The sequence below is a fragment of the Micromonospora sp. NPDC005324 genome, assembly GCF_040607155.1.
In the GTDB taxonomy this organism is placed as follows: Bacteria; Actinomycetota; Actinomycetes; order Mycobacteriales; family Micromonosporaceae; genus Micromonospora; species Micromonospora trifolii.
Genome location: NZ_JBEXGE010000056.1, coordinates 1 through 25848 on the forward strand (window position 1 = coordinate 1; position 25848 = coordinate 25848).

At 68.7% G+C, this 25848-nt stretch carries 28 protein-coding genes and 1 pseudogene; 10 read left to right on the plus strand and 19 right to left on the minus strand.

Annotation, left to right across the window (positions count from 1 at the left end; all coding sequences use genetic code 11):
* Positions 1-218: 218 nt before the first annotated feature.
* The 3 genes and pseudogenes from ABZS40_RS33695 to ABZS40_RS33705 form a co-directional block, all read right to left on the minus strand.
* Positions 219-407 (minus strand): annotated as a pseudogene (locus tag ABZS40_RS33695) (DNA-binding protein); the annotation flags it as partial.
* A gap of 873 nt (positions 408-1280) precedes the next feature.
* Positions 1281-1706 (minus strand): NUDIX hydrolase, encoded by a 426-nt coding sequence (locus ABZS40_RS33700; protein ID WP_354948357.1) that lies wholly within the window; start codon positions 1704-1706, stop codon positions 1281-1283.
* Between the two features lie 100 nt (positions 1707-1806).
* Positions 1807-2238 (minus strand): hypothetical protein, encoded by a 432-nt coding sequence (locus ABZS40_RS33705; protein ID WP_354948359.1) that lies wholly within the window; start codon positions 2236-2238, stop codon positions 1807-1809.
* A 534-nt stretch (positions 2239-2772) separates the two neighbouring features.
* Between ABZS40_RS33705 and ABZS40_RS33710 the strand changes: the two genes are divergently transcribed.
* From ABZS40_RS33710 to ABZS40_RS33740, 7 genes are all read left to right on the plus strand, one after another.
* Positions 2773-3093 (plus strand): hypothetical protein, encoded by a 321-nt coding sequence (locus tag ABZS40_RS33710; RefSeq protein ID WP_354948361.1) that lies wholly within the window; start codon positions 2773-2775, stop codon positions 3091-3093.
* A 385-nt stretch (positions 3094-3478) separates the two neighbouring features.
* Positions 3479-4003, plus strand: coding sequence for a MarR family winged helix-turn-helix transcriptional regulator (locus ABZS40_RS33715; protein WP_354948363.1), 525 nt, complete (start codon positions 3479-3481; stop codon positions 4001-4003).
* Complete coding sequence (locus tag ABZS40_RS33720) at positions 4000-5322, plus strand: APC family permease (RefSeq protein ID WP_354948365.1); 1323 nt, start codon at positions 4000-4002, stop codon at positions 5320-5322. Before ABZS40_RS33715 ends, ABZS40_RS33720 begins: the two co-directional genes overlap by 4 nt.
* Positions 5319-6650: an MFS transporter gene (locus tag ABZS40_RS33725; protein ID WP_354948367.1), complete on the plus strand. Its 1332-nt coding sequence runs from the start codon at positions 5319-5321 to the stop codon at positions 6648-6650. Before ABZS40_RS33720 ends, ABZS40_RS33725 begins: the two co-directional genes overlap by 4 nt.
* Before the next feature lie 21 nt (positions 6651-6671).
* The gene (locus tag ABZS40_RS33730; protein ID WP_354948369.1) at positions 6672-6965 is read left to right on the plus strand and encodes a hypothetical protein; all 294 of its coding nucleotides are present in this window, start codon (positions 6672-6674) and stop codon (positions 6963-6965) included.
* Positions 6962-7462 carry a DddA-like double-stranded DNA deaminase toxin gene (locus ABZS40_RS33735; protein ID WP_278124733.1) on the plus strand — a complete coding sequence of 167 codons (501 nt, stop codon included), beginning with the start codon at positions 6962-6964 and terminating at the stop codon, positions 7460-7462. Before ABZS40_RS33730 ends, ABZS40_RS33735 begins: the two co-directional genes overlap by 4 nt.
* Positions 7459-7872 (plus strand): Imm1 family immunity protein, encoded by a 414-nt coding sequence (locus tag ABZS40_RS33740; RefSeq protein WP_354948371.1) that lies wholly within the window; start codon positions 7459-7461, stop codon positions 7870-7872. The genes ABZS40_RS33735 and ABZS40_RS33740 overlap by 4 nt, the downstream gene beginning before the upstream one ends.
* A 94-nt stretch (positions 7873-7966) precedes the next feature.
* On the opposite strand, the gene ABZS40_RS33745 is transcribed toward ABZS40_RS33740, so the two are convergent.
* The 8 genes from ABZS40_RS33745 to ABZS40_RS33780 all read right to left on the minus strand — a co-directional run bounded on the left by ABZS40_RS33745 (position 7967) and on the right by ABZS40_RS33780 (position 15297).
* A complete protein-coding gene (locus ABZS40_RS33745; protein WP_354948373.1) occupies positions 7967-8431 on the minus strand; it encodes a hypothetical protein in 465 nt (154 codons plus the stop codon).
* On the minus strand, positions 8392-9651 hold the full coding sequence (locus ABZS40_RS33750) for a nitric oxide synthase oxygenase (protein WP_354948375.1): 1260 nt from the start codon (positions 9649-9651) through the stop codon (positions 8392-8394). Before ABZS40_RS33750 ends, ABZS40_RS33745 begins: the two co-directional genes overlap by 40 nt.
* Complete coding sequence (locus tag ABZS40_RS33755) at positions 9648-10883, minus strand: hypothetical protein (RefSeq protein ID WP_354948377.1); 1236 nt, start codon at positions 10881-10883, stop codon at positions 9648-9650. Before ABZS40_RS33755 ends, ABZS40_RS33750 begins: the two co-directional genes overlap by 4 nt.
* On the minus strand, positions 10880-12037 hold the full coding sequence (locus ABZS40_RS33760) for an aminotransferase class V-fold PLP-dependent enzyme (RefSeq protein WP_354948379.1): 1158 nt from the start codon (positions 12035-12037) through the stop codon (positions 10880-10882). Before ABZS40_RS33760 ends, ABZS40_RS33755 begins: the two co-directional genes overlap by 4 nt.
* Entirely contained in the window at positions 12034-12759 is a 726-nt protein-coding gene (locus tag ABZS40_RS33765; protein WP_354948381.1) for a tryptophan 2,3-dioxygenase family protein, read from the minus strand. The genes ABZS40_RS33760 and ABZS40_RS33765 overlap by 4 nt, the downstream gene beginning before the upstream one ends.
* A 45-nt stretch (positions 12760-12804) precedes the next feature.
* Positions 12805-13242, minus strand: coding sequence for a hypothetical protein (locus tag ABZS40_RS33770; protein WP_354948383.1), 438 nt, complete (start codon positions 13240-13242; stop codon positions 12805-12807).
* Positions 13243-14010: 768 nt separating this feature from the next.
* Complete coding sequence (locus ABZS40_RS33775; RefSeq protein ID WP_354948385.1) at positions 14011-14184, minus strand: SAM-dependent methyltransferase; 174 nt, start codon at positions 14182-14184, stop codon at positions 14011-14013.
* Between the two features lie 339 nt (positions 14185-14523).
* The gene (locus tag ABZS40_RS33780) at positions 14524-15297 is read right to left on the minus strand and encodes an SAM-dependent methyltransferase (protein WP_354948387.1); all 774 of its coding nucleotides are present in this window, start codon (positions 15295-15297) and stop codon (positions 14524-14526) included.
* Between the two features lie 244 nt (positions 15298-15541).
* Between ABZS40_RS33780 and ABZS40_RS33785 the strand changes: the two genes are divergently transcribed.
* Positions 15542-16570: a DUF6545 domain-containing protein gene (locus ABZS40_RS33785; RefSeq protein ID WP_354948389.1), complete on the plus strand. Its 1029-nt coding sequence runs from the start codon at positions 15542-15544 to the stop codon at positions 16568-16570.
* Here the strand turns inward: ABZS40_RS33785 and ABZS40_RS33790 are convergent.
* A complete protein-coding gene (locus tag ABZS40_RS33790; RefSeq protein ID WP_354948391.1) occupies positions 16529-18625 on the minus strand; it encodes an EAL domain-containing protein in 2097 nt (698 codons plus the stop codon). The two genes, ABZS40_RS33785 and ABZS40_RS33790, sit on opposite strands and share 42 nt — an antisense overlap.
* 655 nt (positions 18626-19280) lie before the next feature.
* On the opposite strand from ABZS40_RS33790, the gene ABZS40_RS33795 reads away from it, so the two are divergent.
* Entirely contained in the window at positions 19281-20051 is a 771-nt protein-coding gene (locus tag ABZS40_RS33795) for a carbon-nitrogen hydrolase family protein (protein WP_354948393.1), read from the plus strand.
* Between the two features lie 464 nt (positions 20052-20515).
* Positions 20516-20851: an NUDIX domain-containing protein gene (locus ABZS40_RS33800; protein ID WP_354948395.1), complete on the plus strand. Its 336-nt coding sequence runs from the start codon at positions 20516-20518 to the stop codon at positions 20849-20851.
* Here ABZS40_RS33800 and ABZS40_RS33805 read toward each other — a convergent pair whose 3' ends face one another.
* The 7 genes from ABZS40_RS33805 to ABZS40_RS33835 all read right to left on the minus strand — a co-directional run.
* The gene (locus ABZS40_RS33805) at positions 20852-21112 is read right to left on the minus strand and encodes a hypothetical protein (RefSeq protein WP_354948397.1); all 261 of its coding nucleotides are present in this window, start codon (positions 21110-21112) and stop codon (positions 20852-20854) included.
* Between the two features lie 53 nt (positions 21113-21165).
* Positions 21166-22035 carry a carbon-nitrogen hydrolase family protein gene (locus ABZS40_RS33810; protein ID WP_354948399.1) on the minus strand — a complete coding sequence of 290 codons (870 nt, stop codon included), beginning with the start codon at positions 22033-22035 and terminating at the stop codon, positions 21166-21168.
* A gap of 33 nt (positions 22036-22068) precedes the next feature.
* On the minus strand, positions 22069-22638 hold the full coding sequence (locus tag ABZS40_RS33815; RefSeq protein ID WP_354948401.1) for a nucleotidyltransferase family protein: 570 nt from the start codon (positions 22636-22638) through the stop codon (positions 22069-22071).
* 186 nt (positions 22639-22824) lie between these two features.
* Complete coding sequence (locus ABZS40_RS33820; RefSeq protein WP_354948403.1) at positions 22825-23133, minus strand: hypothetical protein; 309 nt, start codon at positions 23131-23133, stop codon at positions 22825-22827.
* A 63-nt stretch (positions 23134-23196) separates the two neighbouring features.
* A complete protein-coding gene (locus ABZS40_RS33825; protein ID WP_354948405.1) occupies positions 23197-24525 on the minus strand; it encodes an MFS transporter in 1329 nt (442 codons plus the stop codon).
* Positions 24522-25391, minus strand: a complete 870-nt coding sequence (locus tag ABZS40_RS33830) for a hypothetical protein (RefSeq protein ID WP_354948407.1) — start codon at positions 25389-25391, stop codon at positions 24522-24524. The genes ABZS40_RS33825 and ABZS40_RS33830 overlap by 4 nt, the downstream gene beginning before the upstream one ends.
* A gap of 38 nt (positions 25392-25429) precedes the next feature.
* On the minus strand, positions 25430-25848 hold a 419-nt coding region (locus tag ABZS40_RS33835), incomplete at its 5' end, for a kinase (protein ID WP_354948409.1).

The following is a 25848-nucleotide window of genomic DNA, read 5'->3' on the forward strand; positions in this document are numbered from 1 at the left end:
CAACCTGCCGGCCACCGTCGAGATGGCCACCCCCAACGTGTACGCCGACTCGATCGAGTGGATGCACCGGCACCTGCCGCGCCGGGACAGCGTGGGAAGGTGTCCGTTGCGGCGCTGGCCTCACCAGGGGCGGGGGTGTCGAGCAGGTGCAGGGCGGCCAGCAGCGGGGCGGTGGGGATCCGGTAGTGGGCGCCGATGCGGAAGTGCGGCACGGGAAACGCTCCACGGCGGATCAGCTTGTAAGCAGTGGAGCGGGACATGCCGAGCACCGACGCAGCGGTAGCCAAGTCGGTGCTGGCACCCAAGGCGCGGATACTCTCGGCGGTCCAAACGATCTGCGAGTGGGCCGGCGTGGAGTTTGGAAATTGCTCTGGTGATGCTGAGTCTTTGTGTTCGTGGGGTCGCATGATTGTCTCCTCATTGGGGGGTGGGATCGTGTGAGGCTGGGGCGCGGTCGTGCCCGATTGGTCGGAGCGATCGGCATCGGAAATGGGCCAGGGCGGCGACCGCGGACGGCGGAGCACGCTCGGCCACTGATGCCGAGGCTTCGGCCAGCAGCGACGACACCGACTTGCTGCAGGTTTCGTGGCCGCTCAGGGAGCGGCCTCGGCTTCTCCTGCTGGTAGCGGACCAGACTGGTCCGGCCGGGCGGCGGTAGCCGAGGTCGTGGAGCGCCAGGGCGCCGGTCGTTGCTGAGCAACGGTTTGCGCGACTTGCCACGCGGCGCTGGATTGAGGGCTAGCCGACTATGGATCAGAAGGTTAGGGGTTCGATTTTCTTCGGGCGCACAAGATCAAGGGGGTCTGCCTGCGGCAAGGTGGTCCAAGCCCTCTGCGTCGAGTTCGGGCACACCCCCGCAGGATCCCTCTGCTTATCGGCGGGAGGATCGAGCTGCAACCGACGACAACAGCCCGGTCCTGCGCTACCCCGACGACTGCTTACTCTCATAGCCGCGATTCGGGCCGTCAGCCCTCATCCACTGCGCATTCACCGTGATTAGCGGATGTTGTTCGCCGAGCCGGACGCCATCGGCAGCGTGGAGAGTGCTTCGCCTCCCCGACCTGTGCACATTTGGCGTACTCGGCTCTGCATCGGAACCCGTACGTTGACACCCGCCGACATCGTGCTCGCCGAGCGGGTGATCACGACGGCCCCGTAAGCCGCGCGGGAGGCTTCCTCACGCTGGCGGTTCCCGTCGACTAGCCCGCCCCGTCACCCGTCCCTTTCGCCGCAGCCGAGACCATGCCGCCTCTGCTCACTCTCTAGAGCGACCCGGTCCGCTACTGGGGCATTGCGGGATCCCAGACGACGATCATCGTCGGGATGGGCAGTCCGGGCGTCTCGGTGTGGAGCTGCGGCAGAGGCACCCAGTCCATGCCGACCATGACCGGGCAGTCGCAGGACAAGGTGTCCTTGCCCAATGAGGGCTCACCGTCAGCGACCTGCACGGCGAAGCAGGACGTCAGCCCCGATGGGTACGGCACGTCGAGTAGATAGCGAACCGCCAGGGGTCGAAGGCCAACCTCCTCGACGACTTCGCGCCGTACCGCGTCTTCCGCTGTCTCGCCGGCGGCAATGCCGCCACCAGGCAACGTCCAGTACTCCTGGCCATCGTGGCGGCCGGACGGACCCTGCCCCCGCTCGCGCACCATCAACACCCGGTCCCCGCAGACGATCACCGCGGCTGCTCGCCTGCGAAGCGTCATCTCAGCGGTCATCCTTCACAAGGTCGCCTTGCATGCTCCGAGCGGAGGCCATCGGCTGCTGCGCGCGGGCGAACCTCACGTCGTTCCAACGGTTGGGTGACTACACCTCTTGGTGCGGTGAGTCGGGGTCCTTGTCGCGCGCGGCTTCCTCCAGGCGCATGAACTCGTCGATCACTCGGGCGAGGCTCCTGCGGGTTCTGGGAAGAAGTTTGTCGAAGGACCTGGCCATGATCCGTGCCTCGCGGCTTGTCAGTTCGACGTCGTCGTCGCCGAGGAGGTAGCCGGCCGGGACATTGAAGAACTCGGCGAGGGCAACCAGCGTGGTGGCCTTGGGGTTGATCTTGGGTGAGCGCAGGAGAACGCGGATGCCCTCCGAGGTGATCGGGTATCCGCGTTGCTTGAGCTCCCGGGCGACTTCGGTCTCTGTGTAGGGCGGCCGGGCCTCGCCGCGGGCCTCGAAGAGTTCGCGAAGCCGACTTTGGATCAGCCGGGAGGTGGCGTCCTCGGCTTGCTCTGCAGGCGTGTCGCTCACGCAGTCCTCCCAACTCTGGTTGGTTCACGAGCGAACCACAGTTGACGCGCTCGGTGTTCCGTGTTTAGCTCTCCGTACCGCTTCGGCAACTACGGTTCGGTGAAAATCAAACTGAAGTTGGTTGGAGCGTAGCGGATCGGGGTGGTGTGCGCCATGCGGCCACCCGGATGTGCGGGCGACGGCGTCGGAGGGGACGCGCCGTCGCTGTTGGGGCAGGTCAACTGGTCGACGCGTGGATCGCGCCAGCACCGACAGGCGGAGCCGCGATGACTCCGGTCGTGCGGGCCGACGCGCCTGAGTAGGCGCAGACGGTCGAGCAGGAGCTGCCTCACCAGCTCATCACCTCATCGGGCCCCCCGTGCCGGTGAGGTGATGGGCCGGGGGAGCCGGCGGGCGGGGAGAGGGGCCCTTCCCGCCGGTCCTCCACCCCACGACATGCCCATCGTTCACACGGTGTCTCGCTGCCACAGGCCCCGCTCGGCGCGGGACCAGGCAACGGTGGCCCTGGTGTGGCGACTAGGAAAAGAGGCAGCGGTGATCAGACAACGACAGGCCCGCACGGCCAACGATCCGCACCTGCTGGTTCGGCGACGCGCTGCCGGGCGAGGTGTCACTAGGCGACGGACCAGTTCGACCACCGCGTTCGAGGCGCCGTTGACCGCTATCAGCGCCAGCCTCGCCCAGCTGCGCGTCGACATCGACGCTCTCGTCGACACCGCGCAACGCCGGCCCACCGCGTCGCGCCGGGCAGCGCTGGTCGACGTCCATCACCAACTTCGCCTGCTCGGTCAGCGGGTCAACGCCGCACTCGGCGCCCCGCCCATGTCAGCGGATGATTCCTCCCCGCACGCCTGACCTACGGCCGTAGCGACAGGACCGCGATCAGTCGCACCGGCATGCCCTCCGGCGGCGGTCCGAGTCACCTGCGGCAACTCACCGCAACGCAGGGCGATCACTAGAAGCTTCGCGTCGCAGCGGGCTCGTAGGACCGCGTCCTGGAGCGCGCCACGGGCGGTGACACCGCCGACAGACGCCGATCACGCGCGCCCGGACGTAGGGCCAGAGACCGCAACCAGCGACGGTCGACAACATACGGATGAACGGGGTTCACCATGCCCAGTCAACGTTTCCTGCAGTCACGCGGGAGCTCACCGCAGCCCACACCCGCCAAGCGCAGTCGGGAAAGACGGCGACGCGATCGGCAGACCGTGCGCCGTGCGCGCCAGCGCAGGTGGTCACGATGAGCGCCACCACCTCACGCCGGGTGACAGGTGTGCACCGGCACATGACCAACCGGCGCGCGGCGTCGCGCCCGGAGTCCGACCCGGTGGCGCAACTGTGCCGCACCGCGAACACCGTCCGCGCGCTGCTTGAGCGCACTGTGCTGCGGGAGGCGGACCTGACGTGGACCACCTACGACGTGCTGGTCCTTGTCTGTGCTTGTGACGTGCTGGAGCCGGCGGCTATCGCGGCGGAGATCGGGATCGCCAGGGCGACCCTCACCAACGCCCTCGGTTTGCTCAGCGACCGTGACCTGGTCCGGCGTGAACTGCAGGAGCATGACCTGCGGCGTACCGTCGTGCGTCCCACCCGGGCGGGCCTGGACCTTGCGGGGCAGCTGCGGCGGCGCGTCGATGCCCAGCAGTCGACCCTCTTCGCCGCACCGGGTATGCCGAGCGAGAACGACTTCGCCCGGGCGTTGAGGCTCTTGGCCCAACGCACCCGCCCTCCCAACGGCGGCCCCCTTGCCGGGGGCATCCGATGAGCGGCGGTATCGGTGTGGCGCGGGGTACGGCCCTGTGCGTCGGGGCCGTCCTCGGCCCTGGAGTCCTCGTCCTGCCGGCGGTCGCGGTGCGCGCCGCCGGCCCGGCGTCCCTGCTGGCGTGGGCGGCGCTGCTTGCCCTGTCCGCGCTGATCGCGACGACGTTCGCGGACCTCGGCGCCCGCTACCCGGACACTGGCGGTGTCGCCGCGTTCACCGGCCGGGCGTTCGGCGACCGGGCCGCGGCGGTCGTTGGTTGCTGGCTGTACACGGCGGTCCCCGTCGGGGTGGTCGCTGGCGCGGTGGCGGGCGCCCATTACACGGCCACCGCCTTGCACACCCCGCCGGCGACGACGGTGGGGATCGCGGCCGGGCTCCTGGCCGTCGTGTTCCTGACCAACATGGTGGGCCTGCATGTGTCCGGGCGCCTGCAGTTGGCGCTCACCGGTGCCCTGGTCGCGCTCCTCGTCACCGTCATCATGGTGGCCGGCCCGCACGTCGACCCGCAGCGGATCGGCCCGTTCGCGCCTCACGGCGCGGCCGGGGTCGGCAGTGCCGTCGCCGTGTTGTTCACGGCCATCTGTGGGTGGGAGGCCACCGCCAACCTCAGCGCCGAGTTCACCCACCCGCGGCAGGTGCGCCGCGCTGCCGCGGTAAGCCTCGCCATCATCGTGGTGCTCTACGCGGGCCTGGCCATCTGCACCGTTGGAGTCCTCGGCAACCAGGCCGGTGACACCACGGTGCCGCTGATGCGTCTGCTCGCCATCTCCGGTCAGCCGTGGGCGCCCGGGGCGGTGGCGGGCGCGGCGGTGCTGCTGACCGTCGCGGCCAGCGTCACCTTCGTCGCCGCCGGCGCGCGAGCGGGCGTGTCTCTGGCCCGTCACCGCATCCTGCCCCGCGGTCTCGCGGTCGTGACCAGCGACGGCGCACCCCGACGCGGCGTCGCGGCGCAGGCCGGCGCCGCCGCCGTCGTCGCGGTCGCCGCCGCGCTGGCACCGCGCGTGGTCACCGTGGAGACGTTGATGCGCCTGTTCGCCGCGCTCCTGGCCTGCGTCACGGTGCTCGGCCTCGCCGCGGCGGTGCGTCTGCTGCCCGCACCACGCCAGCGCGCCTGCGCGGCGGTGTCCGCGCTCGCCGTCGCCGCGGTGGCCGCCCTCAGCGCGGCGTTCCTGCTCGCACCTGCCGTCGTGGCCGCCGCTGTCTGGGCACACCGACGTCGAGAACCCACTCCACACCTTTATCCACAGCCGCCGACACCTGTGGATAACCCGTTCGATGACGCGCACGCCTACGCGCCGGCTCAGGAAGTGAGGATCCGATGACGGCCCCCGCCAGCACGTTGACCTTTACACCCACGGCCAGCACTGTCGTCCGTAGCGGCTCAACCGCGGGGTGGCAGCTCGGCATCCTGTATGGACCCGCTGTTTACGGGGTCAGCGCCGCCGCCGTCGCGCTTCCCGACGCCGCCACCCGTCTCCACGCCACCGCTGCGGGGCTGGCGTGGATCCTGACCGCATACGCCGCAGGCGTCGGCGTCGGCGCGGTCACCGCCGGACGACTCACCGACCTGTGGGGCACCCGCCGGGTACTCCTGAGCGCCGCGGCACTACTGACACTCGGCGCCCTGATCTGCGCGGTCGCCCCCACCCTGCACACCGTCGTCATCGGCCGCGTCCTGCTCGCGACAGGGTCCGGAGCGGTCATGGCAGCGGCACTGGCGAGCACCGCCCGCCTACCCGCCGCCCACCGACGGGCCAGCATGGCGACCTTCGGTGCCTGCATGGCCGGGTTCGCCGCGACCGCCCCGCTGGCCGGGGCGCTCGCCACTCAATGGTCATGGCGCGCGGCGCTGATCCTGCCGGTGCTGTCCATCGCCGCCATCCCGTCATGCTTGCCCCTCACCGCGCCAGCCGCGCAGCATGACCGGCTCGACTGGCCGGGCGCCGGACTCCTCGCGGCCGTCGCCGCCGGACTGCTGCTGACCGCCCAAACCGCACCCCACACCAGCGCGCTCACCACCGCGATCCTGGCCGCCGCCACCGCAGCCGCCGCCCTGGGCCTGACCGCGCGCACCCGCATACACCCAGGCGGGTTCCTCACCCGCGGGATCCTGTCCGCCGGCTGGTTCCACAAGGCCACCATCGTCGGCGCCGGCGTGTACGCCGGCCTGTTCGCCGTGCTCTACACCGCACCTCACCTGCTCAACCAGCAGGGTTGCAGCACCATGCAGATTGGGTTGCTCCTGCTACCCGGCGCGGTGATCGGCGCGGCGCTGGCCCGACTCGCCGCTCTCGCCGCTCGCCGCCTGCCCGCACGGCACGTCTTGGCCGCGGTGAGCGTGACCCTCACCGCCACGATGCTCAACGCCGCGATCACCCCACGCCCCTGGACGATCGTCGCAGCGGCCACCGCCGCGTTCACCGCCTCGGCCATCACGCAGATGCTGCTCACCGCCCACGTCACCGCCCACACCGCCGTCGAATCCCGCGGCGGCGTAAGCGGTCTCCTTACTCTCGCGACGTTCCTTGGCGGCGGCTGCGGCACCGCGCTGTGCGCCACCCTGTGGCAAACGCATAGTCCAGCTGCCGCGCTGGCCGTCGTCGCGATAGCGCCGGCCCTTGGCACGCTTGCGGCCCGACGTCTGCGCTGACCGCCCATCGCATGAGCATCGATGTTCTGGGACAGTGTGTCGGTGAGCGCGGCGGAACTGATGACTCGGCTTCTTCAGGCGAAAGCTCATCTCGATCGGTCCCGAGAGTTGATCCGGGCAGCCGGCGCTGAACTTCACCAAGCGCGGGCGTTGATTCAAGCGGCGCTGCACGGCGCCGCCGACCACACCGCGGCGGAGATGGTCGACCGCAGCGCCCGTCAGCTTGACGGCGTGAGCGTGGCGGTCGCGCAGTCAGCCAGCAAGGTGCAGGACATCCTCACCCGGGTGAGAGGGTTGGGTGGGCTGGGAAATTGACGGCGGGTGGCGACGAGAACCGTCGACCACCCGCATCACCTGACACACCACAAGTTGTCCTTCGGGCAGCTGCGAGCCTGGCGCGTCGCACCAGTGCGCACGACAAGACCGAAGCGGTCCTCCTCGCCGACAGCGCGGTCATCCATGACTCTGACTTCTCGGCGGAGCCTGACGGGCGGCTTCGAAGCCGCCAGCTGCGTGTCGGCCGGCTTCCCGCCGCCGGGGTGGGATTGAAGCCGCCGCTGGCCCAGGCCACGGTCATGGATCACGCCGAGGCGCAGGCCGCCGCCGTTCTCCGTCGTCGCGGCGGCCCAGAGGAGGCGGTCCTCGTGCTCAACCACACTCCGTGTGACGACCCGGTACGACCTTTGGTCTGCGAGAAGATCCTCGCCACGATCCTGCCGGAGGGAACTCGCCTGACGGTGTTCCTCACCGACGGCGACCGGACGTGGCTCCATAAGCTGTACGTCGGAACAGGAGAAGGGATCCGGCGATGAGCATCGACATCACCTGGGGACGCGGTGACGGCGCGGTGTCCGTGACGACCGTCGCCGAACTCGACGCCACGCTCAGCAGCGTCGCTCAGGACCACCCCGAACGTCTGCCCTACTGCGTTACCCTCGTCGCTCCCAGCGGAGCGGATTTCCCGGTCATGCTCGACATCTGCGTCGGCCACCCGCAACGGTCGTTCGTCTATCACGTCGGCGCCGATGGCAGCAGCGCCTGGGGATACGAGCCGGATCTTGAAGCCGGGCCACCGTTCACGTTCGACTATGCCGGCACCCCCACCGACGCGTGGCCCGAGCGCACCAGAGTGAGCAACGCGACCGCCCGGGAAGCCGCCCGGCAGTTCCTCACGAGCGATGGGCAACGTCCAAGTGCCCTGGCCTGGGAGATCCTCGACTAGGTGTGCCCCGGATTGGTTGCGAACGCGGCCGGCGGGCGCAGGCTGTCGTCGACCCGAACGCTGGGGGCCGCCCGCGGCGACCCCCAGCGATCGGTCACCAGTCGCCGGCGGCCTTGAAGCCGTACCACCTGCCCAAGTCGATGCGAATCCAGATGTAGAACTTGGTGCCGTCCTTCACGTTCGTCGCGAGGTTGCGCCACTGGCCGACGGGCACGTGCGTCCAGTAGTTGCAGGTGGCGCGTCCGTAGAAGTTGATGCAGGCGTCGAACGGGCCGTAGTAGTCGTTGTCGCCGGTGTTACGAATCTGGATGTCGCTGCACTGGCTAGTCGTGGTGAGGTATTTCGGGTACTGCGGCTGACTGATGATCTCGACACCGTCGTAGAGCATGTAGAGGTCGCTGTAGTTGGGGTAGCCGCTGTACGGAGCGACGCGGCAGCCACCCGCTTGCGCGGGTGCGGAGGTGACGACGAGGCCGGCGGTGGTGCTCAGCAGCGTGACCGCGATCGCGGTCAGGCGAATCAGCCAGTGGTGGGTTCGAGCAGATGAGCGTGTGGACACGTGTCCTCCCTGGATTGGTTGGGTGGAGCGGCAGCGGCCGGGGGGACATCGGCGTGCTGACGCAGCGAGGGTCTTTGGCCGGGGTTGGGGTGACCGGCGGTGAGGGCGAGGCAGTGCGGGTCCGGCAGGAATGCCGGGGTGGGTTGGCTGGTGTCGTAGTAGCGGTTCCAGGAGGGGTCCTGGGGAGTCATGGGGTAGGAGTTCAGCCAGCTCCAGTCGCCTGTCACTCGGCGTCCCGCTGCCTCTTCGTTGGCGACGAAGCGGGCGAAGCGGCGGCTTTCGCGGTGGTGGTCGGTGATGGCCACCCTGGCGGCTTCGAAGGAGTGCAGCACCGCCTCATGGAGCGTGAGCAGCGCTTTGTCGGCGCGTAGTCGATCGCCAGGGCGCAGACCGAGGCCGGCGACGATGGTGGGGAGCAGGTTGTAGCGGTGGTGGTCGGCGAGGTTGCGGGTGGCGATCTCGCCGGCCATGAAGGTGCCGCTGAATGGTGCGGGAAACCGCAGTCCGCCGAGGTGCAGCATCATGTTGCTGACGACGGGGATGGCGGGCCACCGCAGATTGAGGCCGGCGATCCACGGGTGCTCGGGGTGCTCGATCGGCACCTCGAGGATCCGGCCCGGGTCGGTCGGTAGCAGGTGCAGCCGTCCGTCAGCGGTGACGGCCAGCCACGGCAGAAGGTCAAAAGCGCCGCGCCGAGCGGGGCCCGGCCAGCCCAGGTCCAAGGCGGCGTTGGTCAGGGGCAGGTTGGCGCGATCGCCGAGGATGCCGTCGTTGGTGCGCCATGCCGCGTATCGGGCCAGTTGGGTGCTGACGATGCGCACGGGCGGGGCCGAGGTGCCGGTGGCGGGTGCGAGGACGGTGATGACGGAGCGGACGTGTCCGCCGTTGGCGGCGTCGTCGAGGTGCGCGGTGAGCTCCCGCGTGGCCTCGTCGAGGGTGGTGGCGTGGCGGCGGTCGCGGACGATCAGGCTGGGCCACCGCAGCCGGCCGATGCAGCGGCCGGAGTTGCGCCAGGCGGCGCGCGCCCCGTAGGCCAGCTCGTCGTAGGTCGGCTGCCAAGTTCCCGTCGCGCGGATCTCGTCGCGAACGTCGCGCCACCGGCGTGCGAGCCCCGACGTGCCGGTTTCAGCGTGGCGCTGACTCAGAAAGCCGTGAGCTTCGGCGAGCAGGCTGTGGTGCGTGCTGCCGGCCAGAAATGCTGGCGTTGTGTGCACGCTCATCGGCTGGCCTGTGAAGGGTCGGTGGCGTCGGGGCCTTCGAACAGCGGAGTGTCGCGGCTGCGGAGCAGGTAGGGAGTCCCTGGCGTGTCGCCGGTGCCGCGTTGGTCGGTCCCCAGCATCCGTACGGCGAGGCGGTAGTGGGTGCGGCGCCATTGGTGGACGGCGGCGGTGAACTCTCGGAGCCCGTCGGCGAGGACTGGCTGTTCGGCGAGCGTGTGCTCGTCGCTGTGGATGGCGGCGAGGAGGTCGGCGATGGTGGCCTGCCCGCTGCTGATACGCGCCTGCACGTCGGGCACCGACAGGTACGCCGCGGAGTGCAGGCGGTCCGGGTCGGGTGTGCGGCACAGCGACTCGCACAGTTTGTAGGCGCGGGACTGGATGGCGCTGGCCCCGTCGGTGTGGACACGGAAATTGTGGAACGCCGCCGGTTGCAAGGTGGCCAGCAGGGACCACAGCGGTGTTGTTTCCCGCAGGAGCGCGGCGGCGAAGGACAGGCGCACGCCCACGGTGGGCAGCTGCCCACCCTGTGCCGCGGTGATGATCGCGGCGAGGTCCACGGCGAGTAGGCCGAAGGTCAACTCGAATGTTTGCAGCACCCGGATGAACATCCACTCGTCGTGGACTCGTGAGACCGGCAGCATGGTGGTCCGCAGCATCTGCTGTGCGCTGGTGCCCTGGCTGATCGCCACCGACGCGGCCAGCCGCCGGGCATTCGCGAGCGGGCTGCCGGCGTCGGGGATGACGAAGCTGAGCCGTCGCAGCGCGGGCGTCGCGGCGCGCACGGCGTGGCGTAGACGTTTGGTGACGAGGGCTAGGTCAGGGCGCTGAAGGGGAAGGGGCGCGCTGGTGGTGTCCAGGGCGCGTAGCTCGAAGGCGATGAGGTCGGTCAGCAGAAGGGTGTGCAGTCGGTCGCGGCGGGCCAGCAGCCGATGGGCCGGCTGGGGGCTGTCGTCCGGATCGGGTATGGGTATCAGCGGCAAGGCCAGGTAGCTGCGGTAGTCGAAGCGGCCATCGGATTTGTCGAGCAGGATGTTCAGGAGCGTGGCCAGAAGCTCGTTCGGGTCCGGCACCTCGGGTAGACGATCGCGGGCGCAGCGCAGCAGCACGGTCCATTCGGCGGGGACGGAGTGCTTCCCGTAGTGCTGGTAGGCGTCGATGACGGCGTGGACCGGGAAGCGGTACGCGGCGGTGCGTGGCTCAGCCAGCCACCGTCGCAGGGCGTCGGCGTTCATCGGCGTGCACCGGAGAGGACCCGGGCGCGGTACCGGTAGGCGGCGATTGCCTCGCACGCGACGTCGATGTCGCTGTCGATCGTGTAGGCGTGGGTGGCCAGGCGCAGGACGTCGTGACGGGGTGCGGTGATGACGCCGCGGTGTCCGAGCCAGGCGGCCATCGCCTCGGCGCGTGGCTCGACGATCGCCAGGTGGGCGCCTTGCGCGTCCACGCTGGCGGCCAGGCGGACGACCTCGCCTTGGGCTGCGAGGCGCTGGGCGGTCGTGGCGATCAGTCGCTGAGTGTGGTGACGCACCCGTTGCAGGTCGAGGTCACCGACCAGGGACAAGCCGGCGACGGCGGCGTAGACGGCGGCTGCGGCGGGGGTGCCGGTCTCGTAGCGCCTGGCGGTCATCGGCGAGTCGAGGATGGTCGCCCGCATCGCGTGGGGGTCGGTGCGGCCGAGCCACCCGGTGAGCGTGGGCGGCGGTCCCCCTGGGTGGCGGGCGTAGATGAAGGCGAGCCCGGGCAGCCCGAACAGATATTTGCTGGCGCCGGTGACGAGGTAGTCGCAGCCCAGCGTGTTGACGTTCAGGGGCATCACGCCAGCGGCCTGGTACGCGTCGATGAGGACCTCCGCGCCGGCGTCGTGTGCGGCGGCGGCGATCCGGGCTACGTCGAGGCGGGTCGCGTCGCGGTAGGTGACGGCGGGCACCGATACCAGGGCGGTCCGCGGCGTGATCTGTGACAGGTAGTCGCTGGTCCGTACGGCTCCGCCTACCGTGCCGCACCAGCGCACCCGCATTCCTGGCTGGGCCAGCAGCACGTGTGTGATCCCCGGGAACTCGGCGGTGCTGGTGAGGATGTCGCGGCGTCGTCGCCAGCGGCGGCCGGTGACGGCCTGGTGGGCGGCGATGCTGGCGTTGGGCATGATGCCGATCTGGTCGACATCAGCGCCGATGAGCTGTGCGAACAGGCGGCGAGCCTGCGCAACCTTCTGCTCGCACGCGTCCCAGAAGCCGGGCCGGGACAGGTCCTCGAGCATGTGGGCCATGGCCTGGTCGACGTCAATGGTGCGGGGGGCGATGCTGCATGCCGCCAGGTGGGCTCCGCTGGACGGCGCGGCCAGCCGCTGCCGCAGCGCCGCGGGCATCGTGAGAGTCGCGGCGGTCACCGCTGAACCTGTCCCGGGCATGCAGCCGGTGCGGACGCGTCCATCAGTGCCGCACGGGCTTCCCACAGCGTGGGGAACCGTCGGTGGCTGATCAACTTGCTGAGGCTGTCGACCGGGGTGTGGCGGGTGCCGAGCACTCCCTGGCCGATGACGCGGGTGGCGACGGTGTAGTGCTCCGTGCGCCACAACGCGATCCGCTCGTCGAATCCCACTAGCGCCTCCGCCAGGCGATACAGCGGATCGGATGGTGCTGTGCCCCGGTACAGGTCGGTCGCGGTGAGGCGTAGCGTGGACAGCAGCCGGCTGAAGGCGATGTCCAGCTCGGTGCTCGCGGTGCGTAGCAGCCGCCAGCCGGGGGACTCGAATCCGGATCCGGTGCCGAGTACGGGGCGGATGATGGCGAACTGCGCCGGTGGCAGCGACCGCAGGATGTGCAGATGCTCGGTGATCAACCGCAGCGCCTCCGCGGCCCGGCGAATTAGCAGCTCGGCCGCGCCCGCCTCTCCAGCGCCGACGTGGGTGAGCGCGCGAGATAAGTGGGAGCGCGTGAGCTTGAGCCACAGCTCGCTGGATTGATGGACGATCTGGAACAGCAGCTCGTCAGGATGCACCCATTCCGCCGGCCCTCTCTGCAGGGCGAGCAGTTCGTCGGTGCGCATGTAGCGGGCATAGTCGTCGGCGCCGCTCCCGGGCAGTACCGGCGGCAGGGGTGACGTGAGCATCTCTGGGGCCTCCAGTCAGTTGCGGCGCAAGGGCGTCGGCCCTGCTCAGGCGCGCAGGGTGTTCATTGCGGACGAGACGACGGCGCTCAGCCGTTTGGCCAGGTCGGCGGGCAGAGCCGCGGCGATGCGTAAAGGTGCCGCGCCGACGGTGAGGTACAAGTTCGCGTCGTAGGCCACCACGTAGGTGCCAGTCGCTTTGTCCGTGTAGGTGTAGGCGGCGGCGCCGATGCCGGGCAGCTCAGTGACCGGACCGCTGGCCTCCTGCACCTGGCGCAGACCCTCGTACATCAGCTGCCCGGATTCGGGCGCGCCGACGTCCGCGCGGACCGTCACGACAACGCCGTCGGGGAGGTGCCCGACGGTGACCGCGCACGCCAAGTTGGCCGTGCCGCCTGCGGTGCGGGAGGTGTCCTGCGCGGTGCCGACTTCACCGGCCAGGTCGGCGACGGCCTGCAGGTCGAGGCGGGTGCACAGTGCGTCCACCGGCCGGTAGGAAGCCGCCGGAGGTGCGGGTGTGGCCGGCGCGCTCGAATGACCTACCTGGCCGGGTGAGGTCACAGCCGCGGGTACGTCGTCCTTCGCGGTGCACCCTGCTCCGATTAGTCCTACGACGCCGAAGGCGCAGAGCACCGTCCCGGCGGACGCGCGGCGGTACAAACGTGACGAGATAGGAGATTGAATTGACGGAAGCGTCATTCTGTTACCTGTTTCGGACGTGAGCGATTGCCCTACGCGCGATGTGCGGCAGGTTCTCGGGGAAATTGCTCTTATTCGCGTCGGTGGCGCGGCCACCAGTGGGTTCAATTCAGCACGTACTCGAGCGCGGTGTCCATATTTCTGGCTAGGTCTGGCAGCATCACCGAGCCGTCAACAGACCCAGAGAAGCGCCCTCACCTGGGGATTTGCCGCCAGGCTACGGCTGGCGCGATGCACACCGGTATGGCCGCCCAGGGGTGCCGGAGGTCGTGCGAGCAGTGCGAAACGACGCCCTGCCTGTGCTCATGTGTCTGCCCGAGGGTGAGCCGATGATGAGGTGATACGAGTCGGCCTGCGGATCTTTCGCTAGGGCTTCGGCCGCGCGATTCGCTGTCGAGAGGCCTTTGGCTGCCGCCGCGGGGCCGGGAGGGCAGCGTGCGCGGCGGCAATGGCCCTTAACGTGGCAGCTGTAGATCCGCAGGCATGGTCACCGATGCGAACGCCGCAGGCCGAAGCCGATCGCCGGACTGCTCAGTAGCGGGTCCCCACAGCACCTCACACCGGTGACGGTGTCGGCGCGGTGGCGTATGGGTCCGGCTCGCTGAGCTCGGGCCGCCAGTGGTTGAGTGGCACAAGTCCTGGATCGATGAGGGCGAGGTCGCCGAACAGCGCAGTGAGTTGCTCGTCGGTGCGCAGAGTGATCTCGGTGGCGGCCTGAGTGCGGTACACGCTTCTGCCTTAGCCCGAGTGCGTGAGCGCAACACGAGCGTGGCGTCGGCGGGCGCGGGTTGTTCCGGGCTATCAACCGGCGTGAAGCGCAGCAGGACAGTCAGCAAACGGCTTGTCAGCCCCATGTGGAATGAAAAGCGCCAACCGTAGGGCGCGGTGCTCCACGATTTCGGTGGGCTTATCCCTGTCCGCCGGCGTCAGCGGCCTGAACGGCGGAGGCGGCGTCGTGCGGCAGGCCGACGAAGGGTGGGTGCGGGCGCTGAAGCCGTCAAACGCTCGGCTTGAGAGCTTCAGCGCCGTACCGGCCGGGCTGAATCGTGACCTTGGGTTCAGGGTCGTTCAGTGACGGATCGCGACAGCGCCCCGCATCGGAGAAGGTGTGGGCGCACCGGCGTAGGGGTCCGGCTCGCTGAGATCGGGCCGCCAGTCATTGAGCGGCACCAGCCCTGGCTCAACCATGGCGAGGTCGCCGAACAAGGCGGTGAGCTGAGCGTCGGTGCGCAGGCTGATCTCGGTGGCGGCTCGGGTGCGGTACACCCCTTTGGCTGTGTCGATGGTGGAGTCGCCGTACCGGTCGGTTACTGCCGTACTCAAGTGGGACATGACCATTGCGCTGCCGGGGACGAGTAGACCGCGGATCGGCGTGACGACGTCGTCGATCCGGTCGTCGGATACCTGCTGCAGAACCGCGCAGTACAGCAACGCGGTGGGCTGCTCGAGATCGATCACGGTGGCGGGGTCGCCGCCGGAGAGCGCGTCGAGGATCAGGTCGGGGCGGGTGAAGTCTCCCTCGATCGCCCGGCAGGTGGGGTTGCCGACGAGGATCTGGTTTGAGGCGACCACTGCCACTGGGTCGATGTCGACGTACAGCACTCGGCAGGTCGGATCGGTAGCCTGCGCGATCTCGTGAACGTTGCCTTGTGTGGGGATGCCACTGCCCAGGTCGAGGAACTGCCGGATTCCGTCCTGGGCCAACATGCGTACCGCGCGACGCAGGAACAACCGATTCGACAAAGCGATCTCTGCCGCCTCCGGCACAGCTTGAATGAGCTGCCGTGCGGCCTCGCGGTCGGCTGGGAAGTTCTGCTTGCCGCCGAGTAGGTAGTCGTACACCCGGGCGACGGTAGCCCCACCACTGACGGGATCTTGTGTGCTTCTGTGCTGGTCAGTCACCGATTCCCCCGAGTCTGCGCGTGCATCCAGCGGCGTGCACGCTGCCGTCGAAAGTGGACCCGGAGCGTAAGCGATCTTTGGTTGCCCATGTGCCCCATCGGATCCGGGGTACCCGCGAGCGGTGTCGGTGCGGCTACACTCTGATCTTTCGTCCGGCACTGACCGTAGTGTCAGGAGGTTCTAGATGATCTTCGCCAGGGCTCAAGTGGCGAGACGCCTGCGCAACGCGGGGGTGCCGCCACCGTGTGAGCCGTACACGGTGCATGCCTGGTGCGAGGCGATCGGGCAAACTCGAGGTCGCCCGCTGAAGGTGCACGCGGTGCGCTTGGGCACCCACCTGCCGCCGGGGGTGATCGTCGCGCGCAACGGTGTGGATCACATCCTCGTCGACGCGGCGATGCCAGCGCTCGCATTCGACCAGAGCGTTCTGCATGAACTCGGGCACTACCTCCTCGATCACGACGGCGATGTGCTGAACGACCACGTCGATCCGGACGTCGAGGCTGAGGCCGAACTAGCCGCCGATCTGCTTTACGAGCAGTTGATGCGAGCAGCCGCTAGTGCGACACGACCGTCTACTCGCACCAGTCGCATCCTCCCACTCATGCGACTGCCCGGCAGGCCGTCGGCCTGGTGGGCCGACCGGAGCAACGACTGGCACGTTCACCGTCTGTGGATGACGCTGCGCACCGGCATGCCCGATGCCGTGATCATCAGTACGAGCACCGGGGTGCAGGTCGCCGTCGAAGCTGGTGGCAGCCGACAACGCCACCGCACGGTCATTGAGGTTCACGAGGCGCTGCGGGTACTACGCCCATATTGCAGTCCGCTGGTGCACGCCAGTGCCACCCGACGCGCTCAGCGTCACGGGCTCGATGACAACGCTGTTGCGGCCATCGCGGAAGCCGCCACCTTGGCCGTTGCGCTGCGCCGCCGCCAGGCCTCGCTGCCACCCGAGGCCGACGACCCACCTCTGCAATGGCAGCGCCGTGACCGCCACGACCTGCAAGACGTGCGCGCCGAGGCTCGTCGCTTGGCCGCCGTGGCCCGCGCGCTGCATGATTCCCCGCTGGTCGCCGCCGAGATCGCTCGTTGCGTGCCGGTAGTGGCCGGTAGAAACTCGGACGCGTTACCGCGTCCGAGGATGGTGGCCGACACGCCGCTGTTTCCGTTAGGCGCGGCGCGGCGCGGCCGGTCGGCCAGCACGGTGTAGCCGCAGCACGCGTGCCGCGGGATCCAGTGCTGTTGGCTGCCACAGTTGGGCGTGACTGCGCATCTGGCTGGGAAACATTTCGCCTCCAAACAATGGCCCGCTACCCAGGACGCATCCGATCGAGGCGAGTTCGCGCCGCTCATCCTCGGCGGTGATTCCGGCGGCGATGACGGAGAGATCCAAATCGGTGGCGAGGTCCACCGCCGCGCGGATGACCGACCGCGCGGGCCACCACCCGGCGTCCAGCGCGTAGGCCGGATGCAGGCGCAGCAGATTCCAAGCTGCGGCGTTGACCGAGTCGAGGCCGACGTGACCGCTGCCGTAGTTGTCCAGCAGCAGTCCTACTCCGTACTGCCTGATTTGCTCGGCCGCCTCGCGTGTGTGCAGGTCCGTTGGCTGGCTGATCGCGAGCACCAGCGATTTTCCTGGCGCAGCGTGCTCGCGCAACACGTCGCGCACGGCTTCGGCGAAGGCGGGTGTGAGGGCGCCAGCCGGCACCGGCACGACCAGCGCTGCCTCGGGCAGCGCGTCGCGCCAGGTCGCGGCGGCGGCCAGCGACCGCGTCAACACCTGCCGCGCTAGCCTCTCAAGGCTGTCGGAGTCATCGATGAGCTGATAAGCGAACTCGTCCGCGGCCAGCACGTCATGGCGTGAATGCAGCCATCGCGGCATGGATTGCACCATGGCAATCTTGCCGGACGTGAGGTCAACGACCGCCTCGAATGAGATCGACATCCGCGCTCGCTCCAACTCACGGGCAAGTGACGATTCACGCAGCGGGCCCAACTGACGCGACACCAGCCTGTCCTCGCCTCGCCTGATGGCCCGCGACAACACCCGCTCCGCCCCGTCGAGCAGGTCCGCGGCGGTCTCAGGCGCGCCGGCTGTCATCCCGGCACTCGCCCGCACCAACAGCCGACACTCATCAATTTTGACCTCACGCCGCAGAGCCGCCACCGCCCAGCACGCCCGCTGATAGGCAGTGTCCGCCGTGACGCCCCACACGACGAGGGCGAAGGTCACGTCACCCACTCGGGCCACCGCCGAAGTTGGCTCGTGCGCAGCGTGACACAGCCGAGCAGCGAGCCTGTTCAGCAACTCAACAGCTCGAACACAGCCGATCGCCTCGGCCAAAAAATGATAGTTCTCGAAACGGATGACCACCACATGACACGGCCCGACCGCCGCCTCAGCGACCCGGCTAAGCAACGCCGCGCGATTCGGCATCGCAGTGTCCGCGTCGGTGGTCGCCGCCAACTCGTGCCGGCGCGCCTCGGCCGCCAACAAGCCGTAGGCATGGGCGATGTCCAGACTGGTAGAAAGAGTCGCCGCGAAGGCATGCAGGGCAACGCGCTCTCGAGCCGAGAGATCATCACGCGGCCCGCGCAGGTACAGACGCACCGCTCCGTGCAACCCGGACGCGTCACCCCCGATCTCGTGCCGCACCGGTGCCCACGTCTCGGCGACCTTCGGGGCTTCGGCGACCGGGCCGTCGTACACCACCCGAGCGATACCGGCCTGCTGACTGGCCCGTACCAGCCGGTGGCTGCCTGCGATCTCTATCTCCGCCGACCGGGCACCAAACAGATCGACCGCCCCACCCGCGGCGGTGTGCAGCACCGCGTCCAGATCCCGCGCCGACAGTGCGTCACTTAAAGCAGCCAAGTGCTCCCAACTCCGCCGCTCCTCATCCATCCGCAGCCGAAATGCGAGCATGAACCGCAGAAGGAGCATTACCGCCGGCAGCGCTAACAGCGCCCGCCGGTCCAGTCCGGCGACCACCGTGACCAGGCCGGCGGTGATGATCTCCACAACAGCGACGACCAACCGTGTTCGCCACAAGTACCGCAGCACGACCGGGATCGGGCGCTTCGTCGCCAACGTCACGGCCGCCGCAGTTGCCACCTCCTCGAACAAGAGCACCGCGACAGCCGCGACCAGGAACCCCATCAGGTCGCGAGGAAGAAGGGAAGCCGAAGCGGGATCCCCAAGGCTTGGGCGGACACCGAAGGCATACATCACCGATGCAGCCAGAGCGGCGGCGACGATGTCCATGCTGGTGTTGTGCACTGCCTTATACAGGCCAGAGGAGCGGGGGTACCGCGTCACCAGCCGGGCCACACTGACCCCGACGGCCGTGCACAGAATCACCCACGGCGCTGGCAGCACTGCTGCGCTTACAAGGCACGCCGTCGGCGTCAAGGTGACCCGGACTGACATCCGGGGCCCTATCGGAACCGAAAAGGCGGCCCCCATCGCCATGAGCGCCGCACCCATCCACAAATGTACCTGTTGATGAGGCGCCGGCCACCACGTCTCACGCAGCGCCCAGGTGAGGCACGTAAGCGCCACCAGGACAGCTGACACGCTGAGCAGAACCAACGCCCACCGGTCACGCCGGAACGGATTCAATTAGTACCCCGCGATCGTCATCCCAGCCTCCCGAAACGAATCGTCCACAGTAGCAGGGCAAATGCCGATCTCTCAGTCCCATTCAACGCCCTTGCGCACAGTAATCACTCCCTTTCCCTCAGTCGCCTTAGCCTCGACCATACGAAGGTGCAGTGGAGTTTTTCAATGCCAAAGAGTCGTTTTGACTGATCTGCGCACACCGAGATGTGGCTCTGTAACGCTCAGTGGCCGGCTGCTGATTCCTGAAGTCTCTGCCTACCAGGGGCAACGGCGGCTGGTACGTCGCTAGGGTGGCGGGGTGGCCGAGGTGTTGCGGGTGGGGGCCTGTCAGACCCCGGAGATTCTGGGCGACGTCGGCGCGGCGGTGCAGTGCATCGAGGAGTTCGGCCGCGAGGCTGATCAGCGGGGTGTGGAGTTGCTGCTGTTCCCGGAGTGCTTTCTGCAGGGTTATCTCGTGCAGGAGTGGCACCTGGACGCCCACGCTATGGATCTGCGCTCCGCGTCGTTCGCTGCGCTGTTGCGCCGTGTGGGCCGGATCGGGCAGACCCTTGTCCTCGGTGTCATCGAACGACGTGCGGGCCAGTACTTCAACTCAGCGGTCGTCGTGGCCGACGGTGAGCTCCTCGGCGTCTACCGCAAAACCCACCTCATGCCGGGAGAATCGCTCTTCACTCCAGGTCAGGACTACCCAACCTTCGAGGTTAAAGGCGTGCGGTTCGGCATCAACATCTGCTCTGACACACGGGTACCCGCCGCGGCCGCGGCGGTGGCTGTACAGGGCGCGCAACTGCTCCTCGTCCCAGCGCAGAACATGATGCGCCGCGCCTCCGCCTTGATGTGGAAGGACCGGCACACCCCGATCCGCGCGGCTCGGGCACGGGAGAGTGGCATGTGGCTGGTCTCGGCTGACGTCACCGGCGAGCGTGGCGCGGACCGGATCGGCTACGGGCCAACGAACATCATCAGCCCGCAGGGCGAGGTCATCGCTCAAGTCGCGGAGATGACGCCGGGCATGGCTACCGCCGATTTCAGACGCTGCGAGCTGCTGAGCCAGACCACGGGCGGATGACGTCGCCGCTGGCACCGGTTTCGGAGCGAGGCCCTGGACGTTGCCCGGGTCTTTCGATGTCGGATGTCGACGGTGGCGGATGTGGACGACAGCGGACCCGCCGCCGTCAGGAAGATGCTGGACGACGTTGAGCATGGGCGGTTGCCGAGGCCGTCCGTGTGCGCGCGCCATAATTCTCCGCGCCCGCCAGTCATGCCTGCTCCGACGCAATGGGTGTTTCCTGCCCGGCGTCGTCGTCGACCGGGACGATACGGATCCGAGGGCCTTCGGTTGAGGTCTCGAAGAAGAACTCGATCGTCGACGACATCGTGCATGCGATGGGGCCGACATCTCGCGGGGATGATGTGACTGTGACGCTACGTCAACGAGCCGCCGCAGTGATTGCTCGTGAGAGCCGAGTGTTGATGGTGCGGGAGCGTGCCCTCGGTCCGTCGGGTCGCCATGATGGCCAGGAGTAGTGGACGTTGCCTGGGGGCGGTATCGCTGCTGGTGAGACGGCAGAGGACGCGGCCCGGCGCGAGGTGGTCGAGGAGGTTAGGCTACGGCCTGTCGCGGTGCGTTATCTGCTCGAGGTGCCGTACCCGTCGGGCTTGACGGCGTGCTTCGCGGTGGACGTGGCTGCCGGTGAACCGACCCTCGGTGCGGACGAGTTGCCGTGTGACTGCCCGGTGATGGTGGGTTTGGATTGGGTGCCGCTGCCGCGGATGTCCACCGAGACGCAAGGACTTGCTGTTCCGACGATGCTCGTCGTCTGTGGCCCGCCGCTATTGGAGCCTGAGGCGATCCCGCAGGTGCCGTAGTTAGGTGATCCGCCATCCGCTGCTCCAGCAGGGGAACTTCGTGGTGAAGATGTCGACGTCGAGGCTCAGGGTGTGGGCAGCGGGCGCGAACAGCGCCACGTACTCCGCGTCGGGGGAGAAGAGGGTCCAGCGGCGCCGTCGGGCGTCGAGCACGAAGAGCAGCCCCCATTGCGTCGTGTCGGTGGCGGCCAGCTCCTTCAGTTGTTTCCGCAGGTTGACGGGGAGGTGGGCGTGGTCGATGCGGCCTTGGCCGACGAGCATCAGTGGGAGCTCAGGTTGTCCGCTGAGCAAGCGGCGCAGGTTCGGCACCACTGTCACCTCCCGGTGCGGTCGTGGCTGCGCGGATCGTCCACGCGCCGTTGTCGGTAGATGGTGCCGTCGCGGGCGGTGGCGCGCCAGGGGCGGGCGTGGTGCACGGCGACGCGCAGTTCTGGGGCGTCGCGGTCGAGGGTGGCGCAGACCAGGTCGGTGGTGCCATCGGTTACGCAACGGGCGAGCCAGCCGCCGTGCGGGCCGATAATTCCGGCGGGCATGGCGGTGCTGCATTGCGCGGGCACCGAGACGCTCACCCACTGGCTCATGGTGGCGGCGTGGCCCTGGGCGATAACGGCGAACATTGGGTCTTCGGAGAAGGTGGAGAACAGGACGCAATCCACGCCCCTGTGGAGGTAGTCGAGGAACAGCTCCGGGAAGTTGATCTCGATGCAGAGTGCCAGGCCCAGCTTGTACCCCGCGAGGTCGAGGACGGTTGGTGTGAAGCCGGGGGTGTAGAAGCGGGTGATCTCCGTGTGGGAGAGGTAGCGCTTGTCGTAGCGGTCGACGATGCGTCCCTGGTCGGAGATCACATAGAGGCTGTTGTGCGGACGGTGCTCGCCGCTGAGTCGGTGGTTGCTGCCCAGGATTACCCACAGGCCGAGCTCACCCGCGAGCGCGGCCGTCTTGTTCAGCTCCCGCCGTAGCGTTGTCCAGTCGACGTTCCAGTCGGCGAAGTGGTCCTTGGCCTGCCCGGCGTAGCCGGACAGGGCGCCTTCGGGGAACTGCACGAGGTGGGCGCCCTGCTGATGCGCGCGGCGCATGAGCGTACGGACTGCGGTGCCGTTGAGCGTGGCGTCGCAGGTGACCGGCGGTTGGGCGGCAGCGATCGTGAGAGTGGACGAGATGTCCGTTCGGAGGGCGTCGAGCATCGGGGCGAGCCTCCTGGCGTCGATCGTGGGTGGTCAGGTGAGGACTCGGACTCGGGGCCAGCGGTGGGCGGGGCGTTGCCGCGCCAGTCGTTGCGCGGAAACGACCTGGCTGACTCGGGCCGGGTTGCGTTGCCAGATGCCGTCGAGAAGGTGATCGAGTCCGTGTGGTGCGCAGACAGCGATGTGCCCGTCGGCGTCGAGACGAATCGCGACGGCGGTGGCGTATTCGGGCCAGGTCGCGACCGCGTCGGCGATGCTCCGCAGCGCGGGGACGGGGTTGCCTCCGAATCGGGCGGGGTACCAGGTGTGCACGGCGGCCTGGTTCTTCGCCTCCCAGGGCGCTCCGGGCCGCATCGCCGTCAGACGTTCGGTGGCGTGCTCGTCGTTCGTGCGGGTCAGGTCGGTGGGGTCGAAGAATGCCACGTCGATGTCCCGGGCTTGGGAGAAGTCGAATCCGTGCCCGTAGCGTTGGTCCCACACCAGGTCCCTGAGGACACCAGCGCCGATCCAGGCGTGCGGTAGGCCCGAGTCCCGCACGGTGCGCAGCGCCCGCATCAGCGGCTGACTCGCGCCAACCAGGCCGCGTAAGTCGTCGTCCCGCATGCCCTGTCCGCCTTCCGCAAGGTTGAGGGTGATCGAAGTCGGGTCAGCTGCGGGGGTGTGGCACCCAGCTGGCCGTGGGCAGTTGTGGCTGCGGGCTGGTTCGGACGTCCCCCCGCAGCTCCGCGACGTCTGGATGCGGCGGGGTACTGATGTGTTGTCGGTGGAGGCGGTGTGCGAGGTAGTCGCTCAGCGAGGTCGCGTGCGGCACGTCCGGGTCGGTGGTTGCGCCGGAGGGGGTGTAGTGGGTGTGCCGTAGTTGGGCCACGAACTCGGACGGGGTGCGCCGGCTTGCAGGCCGGTGGTGATCGCGGTGGACAGCGCTTCGGTTAGGCCGGCGAGGGTGGAGCCGTGTTTGCCGACGCGCAGGTCGACGTGGGTGAGCTGACCGGACGAGGTGGCCGTGGTGAGGCGTCCCGTGGTGCCGTCCAGCACGAAATCGGTCGTGGTGCCGGTGTAGCGGCGGGGTGCCCGCCGCTGCGGGTTGTCATCGCTCACTTTGCGTTCTCCCTGGATGTGGTGGCGGTGGCCGTGACGGCGGTGGGTAGGCGGGTGCTCGCGCTACCGGAACGACGTGCCGGTAGGCGACGTCCCTCTGGGCGGGTTGGCGGCGGGGGTGTGGGGCGGATTGTTCGGGGTTGTCTTCCATGGCAGGAACGCGGCGCTGGTGAGGGTGAGGGCGGCGGTTGCCGTGAGGGCGGTGCGGGGGCCGGTGGCGGCGGCGAGGATGCCGGCGGCGGCGATGACGATGGGTTGGGTGAGTTTGCTGGTGATGGACCAGGCGGTCAGGACGCGGGACAGGCAGTGCTCGCTGGTGTGGTTCATGCGGTAGGCGGCGAAGGTGGGATTGAACGTTCCCGCCATGAACAGCAGGAGTGTGTCGGCGAGGGTGATGATGATCAGGCCCGGTGTGCCGGGCGGGGCGAGGGGGATGAATCCCATCCAGAGGGTGCGGGCGACGCCGGTGGTGAGCAGGACCCTGCGGAGGCCGTATCGGGTGGTGAGAGGGCCGGCGGTGAGGGAGCCGAGGATGCCGCCGAGGCAGGGCAGTCCGAGGGCCAGGCCGTACTGCCAGGGCGCCAGGTGTAGGTCGCGGAGCATGAACACCGCGATGATGGGCGTGCTGGCCGTGATGGCGCCGCCGAAGATGACGGCGTTGACGAACAGGGCTCGCAGGCCAGCGTGGTGAAGGATGTGCCACCATCCTTCGATGGCTTCCCGGCCCCGGCTCGGGGCGGGTTGCCGCGCAGGTGGCGGGGGTTCGGCGTTGCGGAGGCGGCGGATCCCGAGCGCGGACATCAAGAAGCTCGCGGCGTCAACGGTGATGGACGCGGTAGCGCCGAGCCAGGACACGAGGACACCACCCAGGGGTGAGCCGAGGCTGTTCGCCGTCCACAGGGAGGTCTCGAATCGGCTGCTGGCAGTGACACGCTGATCGACGGTGACCAGGTGCTTCAGGTGTGCGCCGCTGGCAGCGCTGAACACGATGGTGCCGGCGGTCTGCACGACGGCGACGACGCACAGTTGCTCGTACGTCAGGGCGCCGAGCGCGGCGGCGATGGGGACGCTGGCCAGGGCCGCGCAGCGCAGCAGGTCGGCGCCGATCATCACGGGCCGTTTGCGCCGGAACTCGATCCAGGGACCCAGGGGTAGGACGATGACTGCCGAGGCGAGGCCGGAGATCACCGCGAGCAGGGAGATCTGCAGAGCCGATGAGTCCAGCAGCAGGATCGCGACCAGCGGCAGCGCGCCTGCCCCGACGGCGGAGCCCGCTTGGCTGACCGAGTAGGCGCCCCACAGGCGGTGGAAGTCACGGCCCAGCGGGGCAGGTGCCTGTGAGCCGCCCGCGAGGCCGCGCTGGATCGGTGCGCCGGCCGTTGTCCGGTTCAAGCCCATCGCATCAGTGCCTGAACGTCGTGGCGTGCCCGGTTTAGTAGCTGTCGCAGGTACGCGAGCCGGGACGTGGTCGCGCCGCGTGCTGGCAGCACGGTGTGCAGGCGGATCTCTCGGCAGGCCAGCAGGAGCAGGTTGACGTAGTAGGCGGTGGTGATGTCGGCAGTGTGCACGCGTTCGGCGACCGCGGCAGTGAGGGTCGGGCTGGCCGCGGCGCCGACGATGTGCAGCAGCGCGAGGTCGTAGCCGGGTAGGTAGCTGCCGGTGTGCTCGAAGTCGATGAGGGTGCAGCGTTCGCGGTCGAGGAGCAGGTTCGCGGGTAGGGGGTCGCCGTGTGCGGTGACCCGGTCCGGGCCGAGCTGGTCGACGAGGGTGTGGAGGGCGTGCTGGTCGGCGTCGTCGAGGATGCCGGCGGCGTGTTCGGCGTCGATCCGGCCGTGGTAGTCGACAGGTTGCGGCAGTGGCGGTGTCGGCCTCCAGGCGGCGAGGGCGTCGAGGGTGTTCAGGACCAGCTGTGCGGTGGCCGGACTGACGTCGCGAGTGAGGTGGCGTTGGTCGTCCAGGCGCCGCCCCGGTAGCTGCGCCAGGACGGTCAGGTAGGCGTCGGCGTACAGGACCCGCGGCACGCGCACGGGTGGCGGTTGATCGGTGAACAGCTCGTACATGCGCAGTTCGTGCTGGCGTCGGCTTACCCAGTACGGGTCGTCGGTGGTCAACAGTTTCACGATCACTGGTTGGCCGTCGCGGCGGCCGGTGGCGACGACGGCCTTGTCGGTGCGGTGCACAACCCGGCCGGTGCCCACCCGTGCGGCAGCGGCACGGGCGATCAGCGCCGCGAACACGTCATCCGCCCCGTCCGCCATGGGACCGGCACGGTCTGGGGTTGCTCTGGGTGGTGCGGTCATGGGACAGCCGGGAGCAGGTCGTTGTCGCGGCCGGTCAACGGCAGGCCGGCGGCGGTGGCGATGCGCTCGATCGCTTGCTCCAGGGTGGTGGTCTCGGGGAGGACGAGTTCGTCGGGCCAGCCGAGGACGTCGTGCGGGGTGTACCAGCTGCGCAGGTTTTCCGGCGCCACCTCCGCCGCCATGGGACGCGTTTCGTGGCGCCGCAGCGTCTCTGGCAGCGACACGTCGAGGTAGACGAAGAGCGTCCGCCCGCGGTGCGCGTCGCGCAGCTCGGTGAGCATGCTCCGGTACCGGGCAGTGTGCATGATGCCTTCCAGGACCACGTGGTAGCCGTGATCAATTCTCTGAACTCGGTCAGAGAACGCAAGGGCGAGTCCGATCATGATCGTGATTGCTCCGTTGATGTGCAGCGTCC

What these genes read in the sequence shown, in the direction of transcription:
- ABZS40_RS33720 (WP_354948365.1), top strand. Translation starts at nt 4,000, where the DNA reads ATGAGCGGCGGTATCGGTGTGGCGCGGGGTACGGCCCTGTGCGTCGGG.
- ABZS40_RS33790 (WP_354948391.1), bottom strand. Translation starts at nt 18,625, where the DNA reads ATGGACATCGTCGCCGCCGCTCTGGCTGCATCGGTGATGTATGCCTTC.
- ABZS40_RS33740 (WP_354948371.1), top strand. Translation starts at nt 7,459, where the DNA reads ATGAGCATCGACATCACCTGGGGACGCGGTGACGGCGCGGTGTCCGTG.
- ABZS40_RS33700 (WP_354948357.1), bottom strand. Translation starts at nt 1,706, where the DNA reads ATGACGCTTCGCAGGCGAGCAGCCGCGGTGATCGTCTGCGGGGACCGG.
- ABZS40_RS33805 (WP_354948397.1), bottom strand. Translation starts at nt 21,112, where the DNA reads ATGCTCGTCGGCCAAGGCCGCATCGACCACGCCCACCTCCCCGTCAAC.
- ABZS40_RS33810 (WP_354948399.1), bottom strand. Translation starts at nt 22,035, where the DNA reads ATGCTCGACGCCCTCCGAACGGACATCTCGTCCACTCTCACGATCGCT.
- ABZS40_RS33785 (WP_354948389.1), top strand. Translation starts at nt 15,542, where the DNA reads ATGATCTTCGCCAGGGCTCAAGTGGCGAGACGCCTGCGCAACGCGGGG.
- ABZS40_RS33725 (WP_354948367.1), top strand. Translation starts at nt 5,319, where the DNA reads ATGACGGCCCCCGCCAGCACGTTGACCTTTACACCCACGGCCAGCACT.
- ABZS40_RS33715 (WP_354948363.1), top strand. Translation starts at nt 3,479, where the DNA reads ATGAGCGCCACCACCTCACGCCGGGTGACAGGTGTGCACCGGCACATG.
- ABZS40_RS33830 (WP_354948407.1), bottom strand. Translation starts at nt 25,391, where the DNA reads ATGGCGGACGGGGCGGATGACGTGTTCGCGGCGCTGATCGCCCGTGCC.
- ABZS40_RS33730 (WP_354948369.1), top strand. Translation starts at nt 6,672, where the DNA reads ATGTTCTGGGACAGTGTGTCGGTGAGCGCGGCGGAACTGATGACTCGG.
- ABZS40_RS33750 (WP_354948375.1), bottom strand. Translation starts at nt 9,651, where the DNA reads ATGAGCGTGCACACAACGCCAGCATTTCTGGCCGGCAGCACGCACCAC.
- ABZS40_RS33765 (WP_354948381.1), bottom strand. Translation starts at nt 12,759, where the DNA reads ATGCTCACGTCACCCCTGCCGCCGGTACTGCCCGGGAGCGGCGCCGAC.
- ABZS40_RS33815 (WP_354948401.1), bottom strand. Translation starts at nt 22,638, where the DNA reads ATGCGGGACGACGACTTACGCGGCCTGGTTGGCGCGAGTCAGCCGCTG.
- ABZS40_RS33755 (WP_354948377.1), bottom strand. Translation starts at nt 10,883, where the DNA reads ATGAACGCCGACGCCCTGCGACGGTGGCTGGCTGAGCCACGCACCGCC.